Here is a 17,174-nt window from a genome sequence, read left to right on the forward strand (position 1 = left end):
GGCGGCTCGAAGCCGATGGGGAGGCGGGCGAAGCGGGTGGAGAGGCCGGGCAGGAAGGCCAGTGTTCCTACGGAGAGCGCGGCGCACACGGCGGCGGTCTCGGCGGGCTCCATGTCGGTCGTGATGGCGATGAACGTCACCAGGAGGCCGACGGTGGAGGCGAAGACGAACGCGACGAAGGGGCTGTCGCCGGCGGGGGTGACGATCACCAGGATCACCGAGGCGACCAGTACGGCGGCGCAGCCGAGCAGGAACTGGAGCCTGCCGATGCCCTGTCCGTCCGCGAAGGGCAGCAGTCCGGAGCCGGCGACGGCGGCGTTGGCCATCGAGCCGATGCCGAGCGCGACCGACGAGCCGCGGTCGTCGTACACCCGGGCCCGTACACCGGCGAGGGCGAGCAGCATGACGGCGGTGACGGCGGCCAGGACGCCCGGCAGGCCGTGCGTGTCGTGCCGGGGGTCGGCGGTCCACAGCACGAAGGCGAGCAGCACCAGCAGGACGGAGCCGCCGAAGAGACCGGCGCCGCGCATCGCGCTGTCGGTCCACAGGGTGCGGTCGCGGGCGACCGCGGACGCGACGGCGTCGGAGACGTCGTCGAAGACCGCCGGGGGCAGGGATTCGGCGAAGGGGCGCAGCGACAGCAGTTCGCCGTCGAGGATGCGCTGGGAGGCCAGGGAGCGGGCACTGTCGAGGACGGTGCCGTCGCGGCGTACCAGGTGATATCCGACAGGGGCGCCGGCCGCGGGGCTCTGGCCGGACAGTCGCAGGATCTCCGAATGGAGATCGGCGACGGGGATGTCCTCGGGCAGTGCCACGTCGATCCGGCCGTCCGGTGCGACGACTGTGATCCGGCAGAAGCCGGTTCCGCCGCTGGACGGGGCCGGTGCGCCGGGCTGACCGGTGCCGGTGGCCGCCGCTTGGGCCGTCATACTCACGTGCTGCATCCCCCTCGTGGTTCCCATGCGCCCGATGCCCGCGTCCGCGCTCCGAATGACCTCGTTTTTGCGGAAGTTCACGCCTGCGCGAACGCGTCCGGTCACCCTACCGCCGGGTGATGGCCCCCCACGCAAGTAGGATCCTTGCCCGCGGATGGAGGCCGTCGCCACGGGGGCGCCGGTGGCAACTCTTTCGTCCGGCAAGGGAATTGGTGAGCAGTGAGTCAGATCGTCGTCAAGCGCCCGCCGCGGGCCCTGCCCGCCGACGTACCCGGCGAGCAGATGCAGGTGCAACCCCCTCCCCCGCTGCCCAGAGGGCAGCAGGAGGGCGCGCTCATGCAGCTGCTGCCGATGCTGGGCATGGGTGGTTCGGTCGTCTTCTTCTTCATGACGCCGAATCCGATCATGCGGATCATGGGCATGGTGATGATCGCCTCGACGATCGCCATGGCCATCGCGATGCTGGTGCGGCACCGGCGCGGCACTCAGGGCGAGCTCGCCGACATGCGGCGTGACTACCTCAAGTACCTGACGCAGACGCGGCGTACGGTTTTGCGGACCGCGCATCTGCAACGGGACGCGCAGTACTACCTCCACCCGTCCCCCGAGCAGCTGTGGGCGCTGGTCGCCGAGGGCAGCCGGGTGTGGGAACGCCGCGTCGCCGACGACGACTTCGGGCAGGTACGTATCGGTCTGGGCAGTCAGCAGCTCGCCACCGCGCTCATCGAGCCCGACACCGCGCCGGTGGACGAGCTGGAGCCGCTCACCGCCGGCGCGATGCGGCAGTTCCTCAACGCGCACAGCGTGGTCGACGGTCTGCCGATGGCCGTCTCGCTGCGCGCCTTCTACCACCTGACGGTCACCGGCGAGGCGGAGTCGGTGCGCTCGACGGCGCGCGCGATGGTCGGTTCGCTCGCCTCGCTGCACTCCCCCGAGGACCTGGTCATCGCCGTCGTCGCGGGACGGGGCGCGGCGTCGCGGTGGGAGTGGGCGAAGTGGTTGCCGCACGTCCAGGCGCAGGGCCCCGGGGACGGGGCGGGCAGCCGCCGACTCATCACCTCCGACGTAAGGGAGTTGGAGGAGATGCTGGAAGCGCGGCTGGAGGGCCGGCCGCGCTTCCAGCCCGGCGGGCACCCGCTGCTGGACCAGCCGCACATCGTCGTGGTCCTGGACGGCCTGTCGCTGCCCCCCGTGTCGGCGCTCGCGTCGGCCGAGGGACTGCAGGGTGTGACGGTCATCGAGGTCGTACCGGGCGAGGTCACCGGCGCGCGCGGCGGCCTGTCCGTGGTGGTGCACCCCGACTCGCTGCGGCTGGAGTCGGGGCACGGCATGGTGTACGACGGGGAGCCCGACCGGCTGAGCCTGGAGGCCGCCGAGGCGCTGGCCCGCCAGCTCGCGCCGCTGCGGGCCGCGACGGGCGGTGACGACGACGACGAACCGCTGCTCGCCAACCTCGACTTCACCGATCTGCTGAACCTCGGGGACGCGGCGTCCGTCGATGTCACCCGGACGTGGCGGCCCCGTTCGCAGGCGGAGCGGCTGCGGGTGCCCATCGGTGTCGGTGAGGACGGCGCCCCCGTCATGCTGGACCTCAAGGAGGCCGCGCAGGAGGGCATGGGGCCGCACGGGCTGTGCGTCGGCGCCACCGGCTCCGGCAAGTCCGAACTGCTGCGCACGCTCGTGCTGGGCCTCGCCGTCACACACTCCTCGGAGACGCTGAACTTCGTCCTCGCGGACTTCAAGGGCGGCGCCACCTTCGCGGGCATGTCGCAGATGCCGCACGTAGCGGCGGTGATCACCAACCTCGCGGACGACCTCACCCTGGTCGACCGCATGGGCGACTCGATCCGCGGCGAACTCAACCGCCGCCAGGAGATGCTGCGCGACGCGGGGAACTACGCCAACATCCACGACTACGAGAAGGCGCGCGCGGCGGGCTCCCCGTTGCAGCCCATCCCGTCGCTCGTCCTGGTCATCGACGAGTTCAGCGAACTCCTGACAGCGATGCCCGACTTCATCGAGATGTTCGTCCAGATCGGGCGCATCGGGCGTTCGCTGGGCGTCCATCTCCTGCTGGCGTCGCAGCGGTTGGAGGAGGGTCGGCTGCGCGGGCTGGAGACGTACCTCTCGTACCGCGTGGGTCTGCGTACCTTCTCGGCCGCGGAGTCACGTGCGGCGCTGGGTGTGCCGGACGCGTACCAGCTGCCGAACGTGCCCGGTTCCGGGTATCTGAAGTACGGCACCGACGAGATGGTCCGGTTCAAGGCCGCGTACGTCTCCGGGGTGTACCGGGCGAACGCGCAGGTGGTCGCGGGGACCGGGGGGCCGCTGCCGGTCGACCGCAGGCCCGTGCCGTTCACCGCGGCGCCGGTGCCGGTGCACTACGTCCAGCCCACCACCAGGCCCGCCGTACCCGACGCGCGCACCACGTCCGAGGACGACGCGCTGGCCGACACGGTGCTCGACGTGATCGTGCGCCGGCTCGAAGGGCGCGGCGCCGAGGCGCACCAGGTGTGGCTGCCGCCGCTGGACAACCCGCCGTCGCTGGACGAGCTGCTGCCGGGGCTGTCGAACGTGGAGGGGCGCGGGCTGACCCAGCCCGGCTTCGAGGGCACGGGGCGCCTCGTCGTACCGCTGGGCGTGGTCGACAAGCCGTACGAGCAGCGACGCGACACCCTGTACCGGGACTTCTCCGGTGCGGCGGGGCACATGCAGATCGTGGGCGGGCCGCAGTCCGGCAAGTCGACGCTGCTGCGCACGCTCATCGCGGGGTTCGCGCTGACCCACACGCCGCAGGAGGTGCAGTTCTACGGGCTGGACTTCGGCGGCGGCGGCATGTCGTCGGTCGCCGGGCTGCCGCACGTCGGCGGGGTGGCGTCGCGGCTCGATCCCGAGAAGGTGCGGCGGACGACGGCCGAGGTGTACGGCATCCTGGCGCGCCGTGAGGAGTACTTCCGTACGGCGGGGATCGACTCCATCAACACCTTCCGCAGGATGCGGGAACGGGGCGAGATCTCGCTGTCGGACCAGCCGTGGGGCGACGTCTTCCTGATCATCGACGGCTGGGGCAACTTCCGCACCGACTATGAGGCGTTGGAGCCCGCCGTGCTGGACATCGCGGCGCGCGGGCTCGGTTACGGGATCCATGTGGTACTGACCGCGTCGCGCTCGATGGAGGTGCGCGCCAACCTCAAGGACCACCTGATGAACCGGCTGGAGCTGCGCCTCGGCGACACGATGGACTCCGACCTGGACCGCAAGGCGGCGGTCAACGTACCCACGGGGGTGCCCGGGCGGGGTCTGACGCCGGAGAAACTGCACTTCATGGCGGCGGTGCCGCGGATCGACTCCATCAACTCCGACAGCGACCTGTCGGAGGCGACGGCCGCCATGACGCAGGAGGTCGGCCGCCACTGGACGGGGCCGGGCGCTCCTGCCGTACGGCTGCTGCCGCGCGAGCTGGTGGCGGCGACGCTGCCGGCGGGTGTCGAGCAGCCTCAGCGCGGTGTGGCCTTCGCGATCGACGAGAACCAGCTGGAGCCGGTCTTCGTCAACTTCGACCGCGACCCGTTCTTCCTGGTCTTCGGCGAGAGCGAGTCCGGCAAGTCGAACCTGCTGCGGCTGCTGATCAAGCAGCTGTCGGAGCGGTACGACGGGAACGCGGCCAAGTTCTTCGTCATCGACAACCGGCGCGGGCTGCTGGACGTGACGCCGTCGACGCACCTGGCGGAGTACGTGCCGATGTCCAACAACATGGAACACCACGTGGACGCGCTGTCGGATCTGATGCAGCGCCGTACGCCGGCCGCCGACGTCACGGCGCAGCAGCTGCGCGAGCGCAGTTGGTGGCGGGGGCCGACGGTGTTCGTGGTCGTCGATGACTACGACCTGGTGTCCACCTCCAGCGGCAACCCGCTCAACAAGCTCACGGAGCAACTGCCGTTCGCGCGTGACGTGGGTGTGCGCTTCATCATCGCGCGCAGCGCGGCGGGCGCGAGCAGGGCCTCCTACGAGCCGTTCATGCAGCGGATGATGGAGCTGGGCGCGCAGGGCGTGCTGCTCTCGGGCGACCCGCAGGAGGGCGACATCCTCGGCGGCGTACGGGCGCGTCCGATGCCGCCGGGCCGGGGCATCTTCATCTCCCGCCAGCGCGGCAACCCGCTGGTGCAGACCGGCCTGATGCCGTCGCTGGACGAGCGGTGACGGTTGTGGGGGCTGTGGGGACCGGGCGGGGATGTGCCTGCCAATCAACGCGGCTGCGGTGGAGAGCACTTGAGTGCGGTCGGAGCGCCTCACGGAAGGTTCTTTGAAGGACAGTTCCGGCGAAGTCATTTACCGTAACGGACGGGAAATAGACGCAACGCGACAGTCCGCCTACACCCTTGTCGAAACGGCTGCCGGAAAGGCGGGGGAGAGTGCGAAGAACCCATCGCCGGCCATTGTCGCCGCTGCTGCGGGTGCGGCGGAACAGGGCTTCAACAATGCCCGCACGAGCCTCGACTACTTTATCGACGACGAAGGAACTCCCCGGCAACTCGAACCCAAAAAGTGAGTGATGTCCGTGTCGAAAAGTTCCTTATCCCCCTCGCCGTACTGGCGGTGGCAGCCTTGGCAGCGGCCGCATTTCATGTCCTCGGGCTGCCTCCGTTCGAGAAACGCGGCAAAATAGAAGCGCGCAAAGTCTGCGAGTCACTCGGCGACTCTCCGAAAGCGGCCTCAACGCTCGAAATTGCGCTCCCGAAGGAACCCAAATACTCCCTCAGAGGCAGAGTGACCGGCGAGCACGTGACGCAGCAAAGCAATGCGTTCAGGAGCGACTGCACGGTCTACGGCGAGGAAAAAGCGCTCCTGGGCGTCGGAACGCTGATGATGGAGACCCAACCCGCTGACAGTTGGGCGAACTACTCGCTGGAGGACGGCGACGAGGCCCGTGAGAGCTTCGCAGCGGGATCCGGAGGCTTCATCACGGCAGGCAACACGGTCGCCATTCAGGTGCCCTGTGCCAAAGCGGGGACCATTCCGGGCGGCGAATACAGCCTCAGAGTCGTCGTTGATCTGAAGTCGGGCGATGCGTCGGACAAGGCGCGTCGAGGTTTGAAGGATCTCGCTGTCGAGGCGGCACGCTTCGCGCACAAGGAGACGGAGTGCAATCTCCCCTCCAAATTGCCTGAGTAGGACGGCGACCCAGCCGCGGGTCTCGGCCTCGCACCTTGCCGACCTGCGGCTGGTCGCCGAGCGGCATGCCCGTTCGGGAGGGCATGGCAAAGGGGGGCACCTCCCGCGCGTGCCCCCCTTGTGGCCGTACTGCCGGTCGCTCCTAAGAGTTTCTTAGAAGTAGCCGGCGGACTTCTTGTCGCCCGCCTGGTAAGTCGGGCCGGCCTCGCGGACCTTGCGGGCGATGTCCTTGAGCGCGTTGTGGATCAGGCGCGTCTCGTTGTCCCACTTCTTGTGGGCCGCGTCCGCCGCGGTCTTGGCCTCGCCCTCGAAGGTCGCGGAGACGCCGCGGATCTTCGTCTGGATGGCCTCAAGGCTCTCGTCGAGCCGGGCGGCCTGCTTCTCGATGACCCCGGCGGCCTGCTCCAGCGAGCCGTAGGTCACGACCATGGTGCCGTCGTTCTGCTGAGCCACGAGTCCTCCTGTTTCCTGTTCTCTGTCGGTGGGTTGTGTGGGGTGTGCGGTACGTGTGGGCCGACTGGCTGCGGGGCTGTCAGTAGCCGTTGATGTTCGACGTGGCCTTCGCCGTCGCGGCGGAGTCACCGGAGAAGCCGGCGGTCACGTCGACACCGTTGAGGGCCGCGTAGACCTCGTCCTCGGTGTTGCCCGCGGTCGTACGGGTGACCTGGATCGCTTCCTGGAAGTTGAGCAGCATCTTCGCGATGCGGACCATGCCCGAGTTGATCTCGGCCTGCTTCGCGTCGAAGGCGCTGGCGCCAATGCCCTTCCAGGCACCTTCGAGGCTGTCGATGACGCCCTGGAGGTTCTTCAGCTGTCCCTTGACGTCCTCGAACTTGATCGTGATCTCGTCCTGGAAGTCCTTGAGACTCTGATCGCCGACCTTCTGGACTGCCATATGTCAGTCTCCCTTTCGTATGTGCTCGTTACTGCGTGGGTGCTTCGGTGAGTGGTCTGACCTTCGCGGTCACGCGCTGCGGCGTTTGCGTACGACGGCGAACGCGCCCCCAGCGAGTACGGCGACGAGCGCGGCTCCGCCGAGGATCAGGCCCAACTGGCTGTCGTCGCCGGTGTCTTTCGCGGCGCCGGCCGTGTCTGTGCCCGTTCCCTTGTCCTTCGCGCCGTCCTCCGCGCCGGGCTTGGGCGGGGAGGAGGCCGAGTCGCCCTTCGCGGGCCCCTCCGAGGGGGCGGCCGCGTCGGATGAACCGCCTCCCGTCGTCCGCTCGTTGGTCAGAGGACTGACGTCCGGATCGCCGGGCTTACCGATCCCGCGGTTGATTGCCGCGTTGGGGCGAACGATCCCGTGGCCGAGGAAGTTGCTGACGGTGCCGGGCTTCCAGTCGTCGCTGCGGCCTGCGGACTCGAACATGACACGCAGGACCTGGTTCGCGGTCCAGTCGGGGTTGGCGGACCAGATGAGGGCGGCGGAGGCGGAGGCGAGGGCGGTGGCTGTACTGGTTCCACCGTTACCCACGCAGTATTTGGTGAACGTCTCGTCGCACCAGAACGGAGTATCGAAGCCAGGGGCCGCGATGTCGACGAAGTCGCCGTGCTGGGAGGTATCGGCTACTTCTCCGTCGCGGTCGGAGGCGGCGACACCGACTACCTCGGAGTAGTTGGCCGGGTACTCAGGCTTGTTGCCCTTATGACCCGTGTTGCCGACTGCGGCGAAGAACAACTTGCCCTTCCCATAGGCGTACTCCACTGCCTCCTTCTCCTGCGAGCTAAGGAACTCGCTACCGCCTGACACGTTGATGATCTTGGCATCGCTGTCAGCAGCCTCACGGATCGCGCTGGCGTTGTCGAAAGTCTTCGACTTGTGTTTCTCCTCGAACTCCTCGTTGGCGATCCGCATTGGAATAATCTCGGCTCCCGGTGCCAGGCCTTTCAGTCCTCCGCCCGCACCTGTTCCAGCAATGAGCTCGGCCATGCTGGTCCCGTGCCCGTCGTAGTCGTCCGTCGTCCCATCCGTCTCCGTGGCATCGATGCCCTTCAGCACCTGCCCCTTGAGCGACGGGATCGACGCGTTGACGCCGGTGTCAACCAGTGCGATCTTGATCCCCTCGCCCGTGGTCGACTTCCAGATCTCGTCCGCACGCATGGCATCCAGGTACCACTGCTTCGACTGGATGTCCTCAGCGATCGCCGCCGGAGCGGCACCGACGATGCATATCGCCGAGACCCCGATCGCGGCCACCACGAACAGCGGGCCGCGCCGCAAGCCGTAGGGCACGGACCGCTTCCGGACCTGGCTCATTCCTGCCGTCATCCCGACTTCCGAACCTTCCGCTGTGCCTATTCGATGACTGGCGGTACGGCACCACGCCGCGGACCCGCCCCAGTCTCTGGCTCATCCGCCCGGGGCTGTCCGGGACGCTCACGCTCCTCGTCGTCTGACTGCCGACTGCGTCGTCGGTCACCAGACAGTCCCGAGCCGCCGGTCGTGAAACCGCCACCGCCCGTTCTAGAGGGCGTACCGCTGCTTCGCGGAGTGCCCACGACACCGTTGGAGCTGGGCATGCCCCGCCCTGTAGGCCGTGAGGCGCCCTGCGCGGGCCCCGTTCCCACGACGCCGGACTGGCCGGGGCGGGCGGCCGACGACGGGCGACCCGGTGTCGTACTACCCGCGCCTCCGATGACGTTCCCCCGGGGAATGCGCGACCCGGAGGAGCCGGTGCCGCCGCCGGAGGCGCGCTGTGGTGTGCCTCCTACGATGCCGTTGGCACGCCCCGTACGAGATCCGGAGGAGGACCCCGAACCGGAACGCCCGCCCATGGGTTGCCCCCCGGTGCTCGGTCGGCCGACCATGGGACTACGGGTGGCACCCGTGCCACCGCCGCGTCCCGCGCCCTGGCCCATGGCTGTCGTAGGCCTGCCGACCGGGGACCTGTTCGCCCCTGTCCCCGAGTTCGCACTGCCTCCGCCCATGGAGGTCGGGCGCCCTACAGGTCCCTGGCGGCCACCGCCTCCCGTACCTGTTCTCGCGGCGGGTCCCGGCCCTGGGCCTCCGCCCCTCGGCATGGCCGAAGGCCCCAGCCGGGAGGCTCCTCCGCGCACAGGGGGACCGAAGTTGGGCCCCAGTGGCGGGACAGGCCCGTTTGCGGGCGGGGGTCCCCCGTTCACGGGGAGGGGCTGCGCGGGGCCAGGACCGGTTGTGGTGGGCGGCAGCGTCGCGACGCTGTCGATCTCCATCGATGTGCTCGGCGTGGGCCTCTCCGTAACCAAGCCGTCAATGCCAGTGCGAGAGATACTGTCCGTGCCGCCGGCGTCGGCGCGTACAGCACTCGACTGCTGAGGCGACGAACCCGCCCCGCCCTGGCCGCCAGAGTCTCCCGAAGCAGATTCGCCGACAGATTTGCCCCACTTCGGCTGAGGCACATCCGCCCTCAGCATCTTCGGCAGCTCCGGCTCCTTCGCCCCCGCCAGCGACTCCTCCGACACCGCGTAGAACGACGCCAGGCGGTTCATCTGGTTGATGGCCTCCTGGCGGTTCTCCTCCGCCTGCACGGCCCGCTTGTACTCCGGGTTGTCCTCCTGCTGTTCCGAGACCGGGAAGTCCCTGGGGCGCCTGGGGTCGGCCCGGTTGTCGCGGGGCGGTTTGGCGCTGCGGACCGAGGTCAGGCCGCCGCCCGCCACCCTCATCTGGGTGCCGACGACGTTCGCGAACGAGCCCAGGTCCCAGGCGTACCGCGCCAGTTCACTGCCGTAGCGCTGGAACTCGGTCGCCGCCACCCCCTCCCATTGAACGCTCCTGACGAAGTCGCTGAGGTCCTTCGCGGCCTCGTTGAGGCTGCTCCTGGCGGTTTCGAGGTTGTCGCCGGCCTTCACCAGGTCCCCGGGGTTCGCGCCGTCCAACAGGTCGAGCATGTCGTTGAGCCCGCGCTCTTCGAAGCTCGTCCGGGAGAAGATCCCTCCGAAGTTGCCGAAGCCGATCCGGTCCAGGGCCGACGCGGTGCGCTCCACGGCGTCCGTCGCGCCGAACTGTCCCTCGATCTCAGCGGCGTCTTCGTTCTGCTGCTGCTCCTGGGGAGAGAGAGGCGGTTTCTTGTCGTCACTCATGTCTCGTCACCCCAAGTCCTTCGTGCCGCTGGTGGAGTCCTGGCGCGGCGCCTCGGGTGCCTCGCCCCTGTCCTGTCTCTGCTGCTTCTCCTGCGCCTCGCGCTGCTCGTCCAATCGCGTCTGGATCGTGTGGAAGCGGTACCGCAGGTCGTCCTCGACGTTGTCGTAGCCGACATCGGCGGCGTGAACTCCGATGCTCAACAGCTCTATCTGGTCCCCGAGGGACTTGGACAGGGAGATGAGCGACGTGTGCACCCGGTCGTACTGCTTCGAGAAGCCCTCTGCCTCATCGAACTTGCCGGGGCCACTGAACGACGATCGCGGCACGCCCTGCGCCGCGATCTCTCCCTTGCCGGCCGCGCCACCCTCGAACACCGCGAGCAGGTCGATGACCCGCTGCTGGAATTTCTTCAACTCACCGACGCCGCGCTCGAGATCACTCGCCATCGGAGCCCCCGCTCACGCCACCCACCGACTCAGGCACGATGCCCGTTCCTCCCCGTTTTTGCTGCTGTCCTGCGTCGCGATCACAGCGGACCCGGTCTTCCCCGTTCAATCGGTGATCGCTCTTAACCACTCTAACTACTCGGCCGTACACCTCTAAGTGGGTTATCCGTCACGTGACTTGACTGTGGCAACAGCACCCACAACCACCACCGCTCTTCACCGACTCTCCCCAACCCGCCGCTCCCGTCGACGTGAATCGCGTAGAGCGACCGAACCGCCCGCGATTCCCGCCACCAGGACGGCGCCCCCGACGACGACGTACGTCGCGAGGCGCGAGTTCCGCTCCTCTGCCGTCTCGCCGAGGTGGACCTCGGCCGGGGTCGGCGCGTCGGCCCGGGTCACTCCTTCGTGTGCCACCGGTTTCTCGACGGGCTTGTCATCCTCGGTCAGCGCGCGGACCGGATCCACCACTCCCCAGCCGACGAGGCGGTCGCGGCCCGGGATCGAGCGCTCCGCCGTCTGCTGGATCTGAGCGACGATCTGCTCCTGCGTCCACTTGTCGTGCTTGCTCTTGATCAGAGCGGCGATTCCGGCGACGTACGGGGCGGAGAAGCTGGTGCCGTTGTCGGCGCAGTGGCCGCCTCCGGGGACGGTGGTGACCATGTCGACGCCGGGCGCCGCGATGCCCACGAAGTCGCCCGGCTGGGAGAACGCGGCCCGTTCGTTGTTGCGGTCGGACGCCGCCACGGCGAGTACGCCCTCGTACGAGGCGGGGTACGTCTTCTTGTCCTCGCCGTCCAGGCCGTCGTTGCCCGCCGAGGCGACGACCACGATGTCCGCCGCGAGGGCGTCGTCCACGGCCTGCTTCAGCACCGTTGTCGGCTCGACGGCGTTCGCCGTGTCCTGGGAGATGTTGATGACGTCGGCCTTCTGCCGGACCGCGTGGGCGATGGCATCGGCGAGCGTTTCGGCGGTGCCGTTGCCGTACGCGTCGTTCTGCTGGATCGGGATGATCGTGGCGTCGGGCGCGAGACCGACGAATCCGGTCCCCTTGCCGGGGCGCGCGGCGATGATGCCGGCGACCTTGGTGCCGTGGCCGACCACGTCGGTGGTGCCGTTGGCCTTGCCGCGTTCGAGCTTGTTCCCGTTGTCGTCCTTGGCGTTCGCGGGAATCAGGTTACGGCCGCTGCCGGCGTCCACCGCCTTGGTCAGCTGCGGGTTCTTGATGTCGACGCCGGTGTCGATGACGGCGACCCGCACGTTCTTGCCGGTCGACTGCTTCCACAGTTCGTCCATCAGAACGCGCTGCAAGGACCACGGCCGGCCCGCGTACTTCTCCCCGGGGAAGTCGCACTGGCCCGTGTCCGCGGTCGCGGTGGGTGCGGAGAGAGTCACGAGCGAGAGCGCGGCGGTGGCCAGGACCGTGGTCGCGGCGGCCAACCTGCGGTACGTCGATGGGGAGTTGGGCGTACGCGTGTATGTACGCGCACCGGGACGGCTACGGCTGTGGGTGTGGGTGTGGGTGTGGGTGTACGTCATGGCTGCTCCGCCCTCACGAACCCTGCGGCTGGCCCGCGGCGCTGGTCGACAGCCTCGGCCCCGTCGGCAGGAACGAGGACCAGGCCGCCGGCACCGGCGCCGCGTCCACGTTCTGGTAACCGAGCCGGTTCTGCGCCTTCTGCACCTCGGCCCGGCTGTCCTGCTTGTCCTTCTCCGAGCCGGACTCGCCGATCCCCGAGTCGTCGGTCGCGTTGTCGTCGTTGGACTGCATCGCGTACCGCAAGCCTGTGTCCGTAACCAGGAAGAGGAAGCCGGACTTGGTCGTACCACCCGTGAACTGACGGAACAGCTGGCCCGATCCGGGGGTGACGTACGCGCTCGTGGCCCCGGTCGCCAGCGTCGCCGGGAAGCCGGTGCCGGCCCAGGTGGTGAGCGTGGTGTCCCCGCTGTCCGCGTCCACCTCGCCGAGCACGTTGCAGACGGTGTTACGGCTCTCCTCCGACGTGCTCGCGGAGTTGACGGCGTCGGGTTCGCTCTCCGGCCAGTCCTTGTCCTGCCCGAACGGGGCGCCGGGCCGGAACGCCGCGGCGCTGACGGACGTGGCATTGCCGTTCTGGTCGACCCCGATCAGGTCCGGGCTGCCGAGCAGCAGCTTGGCCGTGAAGTCGGAGACCGGGGCGACCCGGCCCTCCAGGACGACGTACTTCTGGTTCTTGGTCCCGTCCGTCGCGGTGAGGATCGTGCCGACCTTGTCGAGTGCGGAGTCCAGTTCGCCGCCGACGCCCGCGTCGGCGCCGATCGTTCCGTCGATCTCCGGGAACTCGACGGCGTCGCCACGGTGCAGTGTGGCCAGCCACGCCGCGGAGACCCGTTGCGGCTTCCGGTCCCCTCCGACCACCAGTTGCAGCAACACATCGTCGGCGGCGTCGACCGCGAAGGCCTTGCCGGCGGCGTCCACGATGTAGCGGGTCTCGTCGGGCCCCTCCACGTACAGCAGCTCGCCGCCGGTCAGCCGGTTCGCGCCCTCGGTCTTCTTCTCCTCGCGCTCCGCGAAGACGAACGCCGCCTTCTCGATGGCCCGGCCGCCCTCGCCGGGGCGCTCGCAGACCGCCCAGCGCTTGGCGGCGCCGGCCTCCTTGGCGTCGGGCAGCCGGTCAGGGGCGTACGGGATGCCGAGGGTGGCGCCGTGCGGGATCTTGCCGTTGTCCAGCACAGATTCGTCGACGTTGATGACCTTGCCCTTGTCGGGGTCCAGGAGGAGCTTGGCCGACGACATGTTCAGCACGGGGTGGAGCTGGATCTTCTTGCCGGTCTTCAACACCACGTAACGGGTGGTGGACTTGCTGGCGATGATCACGTTCTCACCGGGCGTGTCCCACTGCTTGGGCGCCACCGGCTTGAACATCCCCCAGGCACCGAAGACCGCGAGGATGACCACGGCGACGATCATCCCGGGGACCACCCCACGCAGTGGGCGGGGCGCACCCTCCTCGGAGCCGGTCGAGTTCGGCTGCACGAACTGCGCGATAAGCCTTCGCTTCGCGAAGGTGTAGGCGTTGAGTTCGTCCCGTCGTGATGCCATCTCTCCGCTGTCCCTCTCCCCCACTGCGCGGCCGGCTCCCCCTCCTCTCAAAGAGGGCCACCGTCGTTCCGGCCCCCTACTATGCATGCTGACGATCACGCCTCACTGCTCAGGTAGGGTGATCGCCCGGTCAACGGCCCACGGGGAAACGGCCATTACGGACAGAGGGGGCAACGCGGGGATGGGTACGGCGACGCGCGCACGCGATGGGCGGACTTCCGGACAGCCCCCCGGCCCTTCCCGATCTTCCCGTCGGCAACGCCGCAACGCCCCAGGCACCGGCCCCGTGCCCCCGGCGGCCTCCACAGCGCCACGCGCCCCGGCCACGACCACCCTGCGGGCGCTCTCCCGCACCAGCCACGTCGGTCCCTTCCAGCTGCGGCAGTTGGTGCTCGTCGAGCTGGCGCTCGCGCTGGCCGTCGTCGGTGTCGCGCTCGGCGGGCTGTGGATGGTCCCCACCATCTCCGTTGCCTGTGCGCTGGTCGTCTTCGCCGTCCTGCGCCGCCGCGGCCACGCCGTCCAGGACTGGCTCTCGACGGTCCTCTCCCTCCGTGCGCGCGAGCGGGCCGCCGAGCCCGCCTCGGTGGACACCGATCCTTCGCTGGCCCCGGTCACGGAGAGCGTCCCGGCGTTGCGCCCGTACACATACGTCGACCGGGACCGCCGCACCGTCGGGATGCTCGGCGACGGAAGCTTCCTCACCGCGGTCGTACGGGTCGAGGCGAGCGGGTCCGCGCTGCGCCCCGCCTTCGGCGCGCGGGCGCTGCCGCTCTCGCTCCTGGGCGGCGCCCTGGAGGTCGACGACATCAAGCTGGAGTCCGTTCAGTTGGTGCAGCAGGTGCGTTCGGCGCCCGCGCCGCATCTGCCCCCGCAGTCGGTGGCCCGGCTCTCGTACATCCCTCTTCAGGAGAAGACCGGCGCCCCGGCCCTGCGGCTGACGTGGGTGGCGGTGAAGCTCGATCCCGAGCTGTGCAAGGAGGCGGTGGACGCGCGCGGGGGCGGCGTCGAGGGCGCCCAGCGTTGCCTCGTACGGATGGCGGACCATGTGGCGAGCCGAATCACCGGCGCGGGCTTCCGCGCCGTCGTGCTGGACCAGGAGGAGCTGAACTCCACCATCGCGACGTCGGCCTGCGCCAGCCCCGCACAGTCCGCCCTCGCCGGCCGCCCCGACGTCGCCCCGACGCGGCGCACGGCCGAGACGCCGCGCGTCTGGCGGTGCGACGACCGGTGGCACACGACGTACGCGGTGGGCCGCTGGCCCGAGTTGGGGCGCGGGGCCGCTCCCCTGCCCAAACTGGTGTCGCTGCTCACCGCCACCCCGGCGTACGCGACGACCTTCAGCCTCACCCTGCGCCGCGGCGCCCACCTGGGCGCCATGACGGTGAACGGCCACGTCCGGATCACCGGTGGCAGCGACACCGAACTGGTCGGCGTGCGGCGGCTGTTGGAGCAGGCCGCCCGGTCGGCCAAGGTGGGACTCGTACGCCTCGACCATGAACAACTGCCCGGGGCCCTGGCCACACTTCCTCTGGGAGGCGCCCGATGAGCGGGCCCCGTACGCTGCTCGGCCCGCGGCACGCGGGTCACACCATGCCCGCCGACGAACTCGGCGCACTCTCACTGCCGGTCGGCGACGACGGCGTGGTGATCGGTGACGACGCGGAGGGGCACCCCCAGATGGTGGGGTTCCACCGCTCGGCGCCGTACGACGTCCTGTTGATCGGCGGCCTCTGGACGGCGCAGGTGATCGCGCTGCGCGCGGCGGGCACCGGGGCGCGCGTGGTGGTCGAGACGGGGCGCGCCCAGGCGTGGACGCTGCTGGCGCAGGCAGCCGGCGCGGGACTGGAGTGCATCACCCTGCACGACGTGGGGCGGGTGCCGCCGCAGGGAGCGACGGTGGGCAGCCCCGTGGTGGTCGTACGGGACGCGGGCATGCGGCCGCCCCGTGGCCGTGTGGTGTCGGGGCCATGGCAGTCGGTGCTGACGTTGCTGCCGTATCTGAGCCCCGTGGCGCCCCGGTTGATGCGGAACTCGACGCTGGTGGGCATTCAGCGGGTGTCGCCGCGCGAGGCGGAGCAGATCGGCCGGATTCTCGGACTGTCGTCCGCGGAGAGTGAAGCGCTGCCGACGCTGGCTGACGGTGTCACCCTTTGGTGTGCCGGGCGTGAGCGTCACTGGGTGATGACGAGCCCCACTGACGCGGAGTCGGGACTGCTCGGCACAGCTCGCAGGATGGACTGAACCGCTCCGTACGCGGCGGGATCCCCCGGTAAGAGTGACGGGGCGGCAAACGCCGGACCGGACGTGGCGGGCGGATCTAGGATCCGTGGGAGCACGCGCCCGGCGGGACTGTCCGTGTCCGCTCATGCGTGGAGATCGTTCAACTCAGCCGCTGTGGAAGGGAAGGCCTGACCGATGGGGACCGCACAGGAGAAGGACGAGTTGTACGCCCTCGACATCTCTGGTGTCGAGTGGCTCAGCGCCCCGGGCACGAGCGAGGACGAGGAGCGGGTCGAGATCGCGCATCTGCCCGGCGGGGCGGTGGCGATGCGGTCGTCCGTGGATCCCGACACCGTGCTGCGGTACACCGAAGCGGAGTGGCGGGCGTTCGTACTGGGCGCGCGTGACGGGGAGTTCGACATCCGGTAGAGGTCCGCGCCGGAGAGACCTGGTGCGTGAGCAGCCCGGGCCGAAGACCCCTCGCCGCCTCCGTAGGAGAAGGCCGCGCGGAAACAGCGGAAGCGGCAGAACCTTCCCGGTCCGGGCGCTCCAAGGACATAACCGCCCGGACCGGACCACGTTCCGGACGCCGATACCGGATTGTTGGGTCGCGCCCGGGAGCGGGGCGAACGGGCGGGCATTCATACGCTGTTGTCACCTTTCACCCCACCCTCTTCCTGACCGTCTGCCGTGCCCGAATCACCCGGTGGCAAGGGGCGGCGTACGGGGTGGCGGATGACGGGCGGACGGGCCTGCCGGAGTGGGCTTGTGGACGATTAGGGTGGGTCGGGGCGCACGAGAACCCGCAGGCATGTCGGGAGCGTCCCAACGGGTAGAGCCGGGCTGATCGAGTGACAGCGGTCGCCCCCACCCAACACGGCACAAGGGTGCTCGACCACACCAGGAGGCAAAGTGAACGGCGATCGGGACGAGATCCGTGGGGATTGGAACACTCCCGTCGATGATCAGTCCGACGCGGAGCCCGCCGAGATGACGGGTGAGTTCACCATCGACTACACCCCGCCGGCCTGGTACACGCAGAACGCCTCCGGAGACACGTCGGGCGACGGCGCGGGGCAGAGTTCCACCCCTCCGCCGCCACCTCCGAACGGGGCTCCGGTGGCCGTACCGGGGCTGCCCGCGGGAAGTGGGTACGAGCCGAACTGGCCGCACCGGCAGCCTCCGCCGCCGATCCCCGCGCAGAGCGCGCCCCTGTCGCCGTCCGTCGATCCGGTGGTGCCGGCGGCGGAGGCTGCCGG

At 69.5% G+C, this 17,174-nt stretch carries 14 protein-coding genes; 7 read left to right on the forward strand and 7 right to left on the reverse strand.

The window, feature by feature from the left end:
• A partial coding sequence (gene eccD / locus P3L51_RS28115; protein ID WP_354608116.1) for a type VII secretion integral membrane protein EccD occupies positions 1-929 on the reverse strand: 929 nt, incomplete at its 3' end.
• Between the two features lie 225 nt (positions 930-1,154).
• Here eccD and eccCa point away from each other — a divergent pair.
• The 3 genes from eccCa to P3L51_RS28130 all read left to right on the forward strand — a co-directional run bounded on the left by eccCa (position 1,155) and on the right by P3L51_RS28130 (position 6,110).
• Positions 1,155-5,138, forward strand: coding sequence for a type VII secretion protein EccCa (gene eccCa, locus P3L51_RS28120; protein ID WP_354608117.1), 3,984 nt, complete (start codon positions 1,155-1,157; stop codon positions 5,136-5,138).
• Positions 5,139-5,241: 103 nt separating this feature from the next.
• Complete coding sequence (locus P3L51_RS28125) at positions 5,242-5,487, forward strand: hypothetical protein (protein WP_354608118.1); 246 nt, start codon at positions 5,242-5,244, stop codon at positions 5,485-5,487.
• Positions 5,484-6,110, forward strand: a complete 627-nt coding sequence (locus tag P3L51_RS28130; RefSeq protein ID WP_354608119.1) for a hypothetical protein — start codon at positions 5,484-5,486, stop codon at positions 6,108-6,110. Before P3L51_RS28125 ends, P3L51_RS28130 begins: the two co-directional genes overlap by 4 nt.
• A 153-nt stretch (positions 6,111-6,263) precedes the next feature.
• On the opposite strand, the gene P3L51_RS28135 is transcribed toward P3L51_RS28130, so the two are convergent.
• The 6 genes from P3L51_RS28135 to eccB form a co-directional block, all read right to left on the reverse strand.
• Positions 6,264-6,563 carry a WXG100 family type VII secretion target gene (locus P3L51_RS28135; RefSeq protein WP_382565086.1) on the reverse strand — a complete coding sequence of 100 codons (300 nt, stop codon included), beginning with the start codon at positions 6,561-6,563 and terminating at the stop codon, positions 6,264-6,266.
• Between the two features lie 79 nt (positions 6,564-6,642).
• On the reverse strand, positions 6,643-7,005 hold the full coding sequence (locus P3L51_RS28140) for a WXG100 family type VII secretion target (protein ID WP_354608120.1): 363 nt from the start codon (positions 7,003-7,005) through the stop codon (positions 6,643-6,645).
• Positions 7,006-7,074: 69 nt separating this feature from the next.
• On the reverse strand, positions 7,075-8,376 hold the full coding sequence (locus tag P3L51_RS28145; RefSeq protein WP_354608121.1) for a S8 family serine peptidase: 1,302 nt from the start codon (positions 8,374-8,376) through the stop codon (positions 7,075-7,077).
• A 1,796-nt stretch (positions 8,377-10,172) separates the two neighbouring features.
• Positions 10,173-10,613 (reverse strand): DUF2563 family protein, encoded by a 441-nt coding sequence (locus P3L51_RS28150; RefSeq protein WP_435594541.1) that lies wholly within the window; start codon positions 10,611-10,613, stop codon positions 10,173-10,175.
• Between the two features lie 216 nt (positions 10,614-10,829).
• Positions 10,830-12,152 (reverse strand): type VII secretion-associated serine protease mycosin, encoded by a 1,323-nt coding sequence (gene mycP, locus P3L51_RS28155; RefSeq protein ID WP_354608122.1) that lies wholly within the window; start codon positions 12,150-12,152, stop codon positions 10,830-10,832.
• A gap of 13 nt (positions 12,153-12,165) precedes the next feature.
• Positions 12,166-13,695: a type VII secretion protein EccB gene (eccB, locus tag P3L51_RS28160; protein ID WP_354608123.1), complete on the reverse strand. Its 1,530-nt coding sequence runs from the start codon at positions 13,693-13,695 to the stop codon at positions 12,166-12,168.
• 181 nt (positions 13,696-13,876) lie between these two features.
• On the opposite strand from eccB, the gene eccE reads away from it, so the two are divergent.
• The 4 genes from eccE to P3L51_RS28180 all read left to right on the forward strand — a co-directional run.
• A complete protein-coding gene (eccE, locus tag P3L51_RS28165) occupies positions 13,877-15,241 on the forward strand; it encodes a type VII secretion protein EccE (protein ID WP_354608124.1) in 1,365 nt (454 codons plus the stop codon).
• The gene (locus tag P3L51_RS28170; protein WP_354608125.1) at positions 15,238-15,936 is read left to right on the forward strand and encodes a hypothetical protein; all 699 of its coding nucleotides are present in this window, start codon (positions 15,238-15,240) and stop codon (positions 15,934-15,936) included. Before eccE ends, P3L51_RS28170 begins: the two co-directional genes overlap by 4 nt.
• A 174-nt stretch (positions 15,937-16,110) precedes the next feature.
• On the forward strand, positions 16,111-16,344 hold the full coding sequence (locus tag P3L51_RS28175) for a DUF397 domain-containing protein (RefSeq protein WP_354608126.1): 234 nt from the start codon (positions 16,111-16,113) through the stop codon (positions 16,342-16,344).
• A gap of 483 nt (positions 16,345-16,827) precedes the next feature.
• On the forward strand, positions 16,828-17,174 hold a 347-nt coding region (locus tag P3L51_RS28180; protein WP_354608127.1), incomplete at its 3' end, for an SCO5717 family growth-regulating ATPase.

This window comes from Streptomyces panacea, assembly GCF_040560175.1.
Lineage (GTDB): Bacteria > Actinomycetota > Actinomycetes > Streptomycetales > Streptomycetaceae > Streptomyces > Streptomyces panacea.

Excerpts from the sequence above, each read along its gene's own strand:
- P3L51_RS28150 (WP_435594541.1), bottom strand. The coding sequence starts at position 10,613 with ATGGCGAGTGATCTCGAGCGCGGCGTCGGTGAGTTGAAGAAATTCCAG.
- P3L51_RS28145 (WP_354608121.1), bottom strand. The coding sequence starts at position 8,376 with ATGACGGCAGGAATGAGCCAGGTCCGGAAGCGGTCCGTGCCCTACGGC.
- mycP (WP_354608122.1), bottom strand. The coding sequence starts at position 12,152 with ATGACGTACACCCACACCCACACCCACACCCACAGCCGTAGCCGTCCC.
- P3L51_RS28140 (WP_354608120.1), bottom strand. The coding sequence starts at position 7,005 with ATGGCAGTCCAGAAGGTCGGCGATCAGAGTCTCAAGGACTTCCAGGAC.
- eccE (WP_354608124.1), top strand. The coding sequence starts at position 13,877 with ATGGGTACGGCGACGCGCGCACGCGATGGGCGGACTTCCGGACAGCCC.
- eccB (WP_354608123.1), bottom strand. The coding sequence starts at position 13,695 with ATGGCATCACGACGGGACGAACTCAACGCCTACACCTTCGCGAAGCGA.
- P3L51_RS28175 (WP_354608126.1), top strand. The coding sequence starts at position 16,111 with ATGGGGACCGCACAGGAGAAGGACGAGTTGTACGCCCTCGACATCTCT.
- P3L51_RS28170 (WP_354608125.1), top strand. The coding sequence starts at position 15,238 with ATGAGCGGGCCCCGTACGCTGCTCGGCCCGCGGCACGCGGGTCACACC.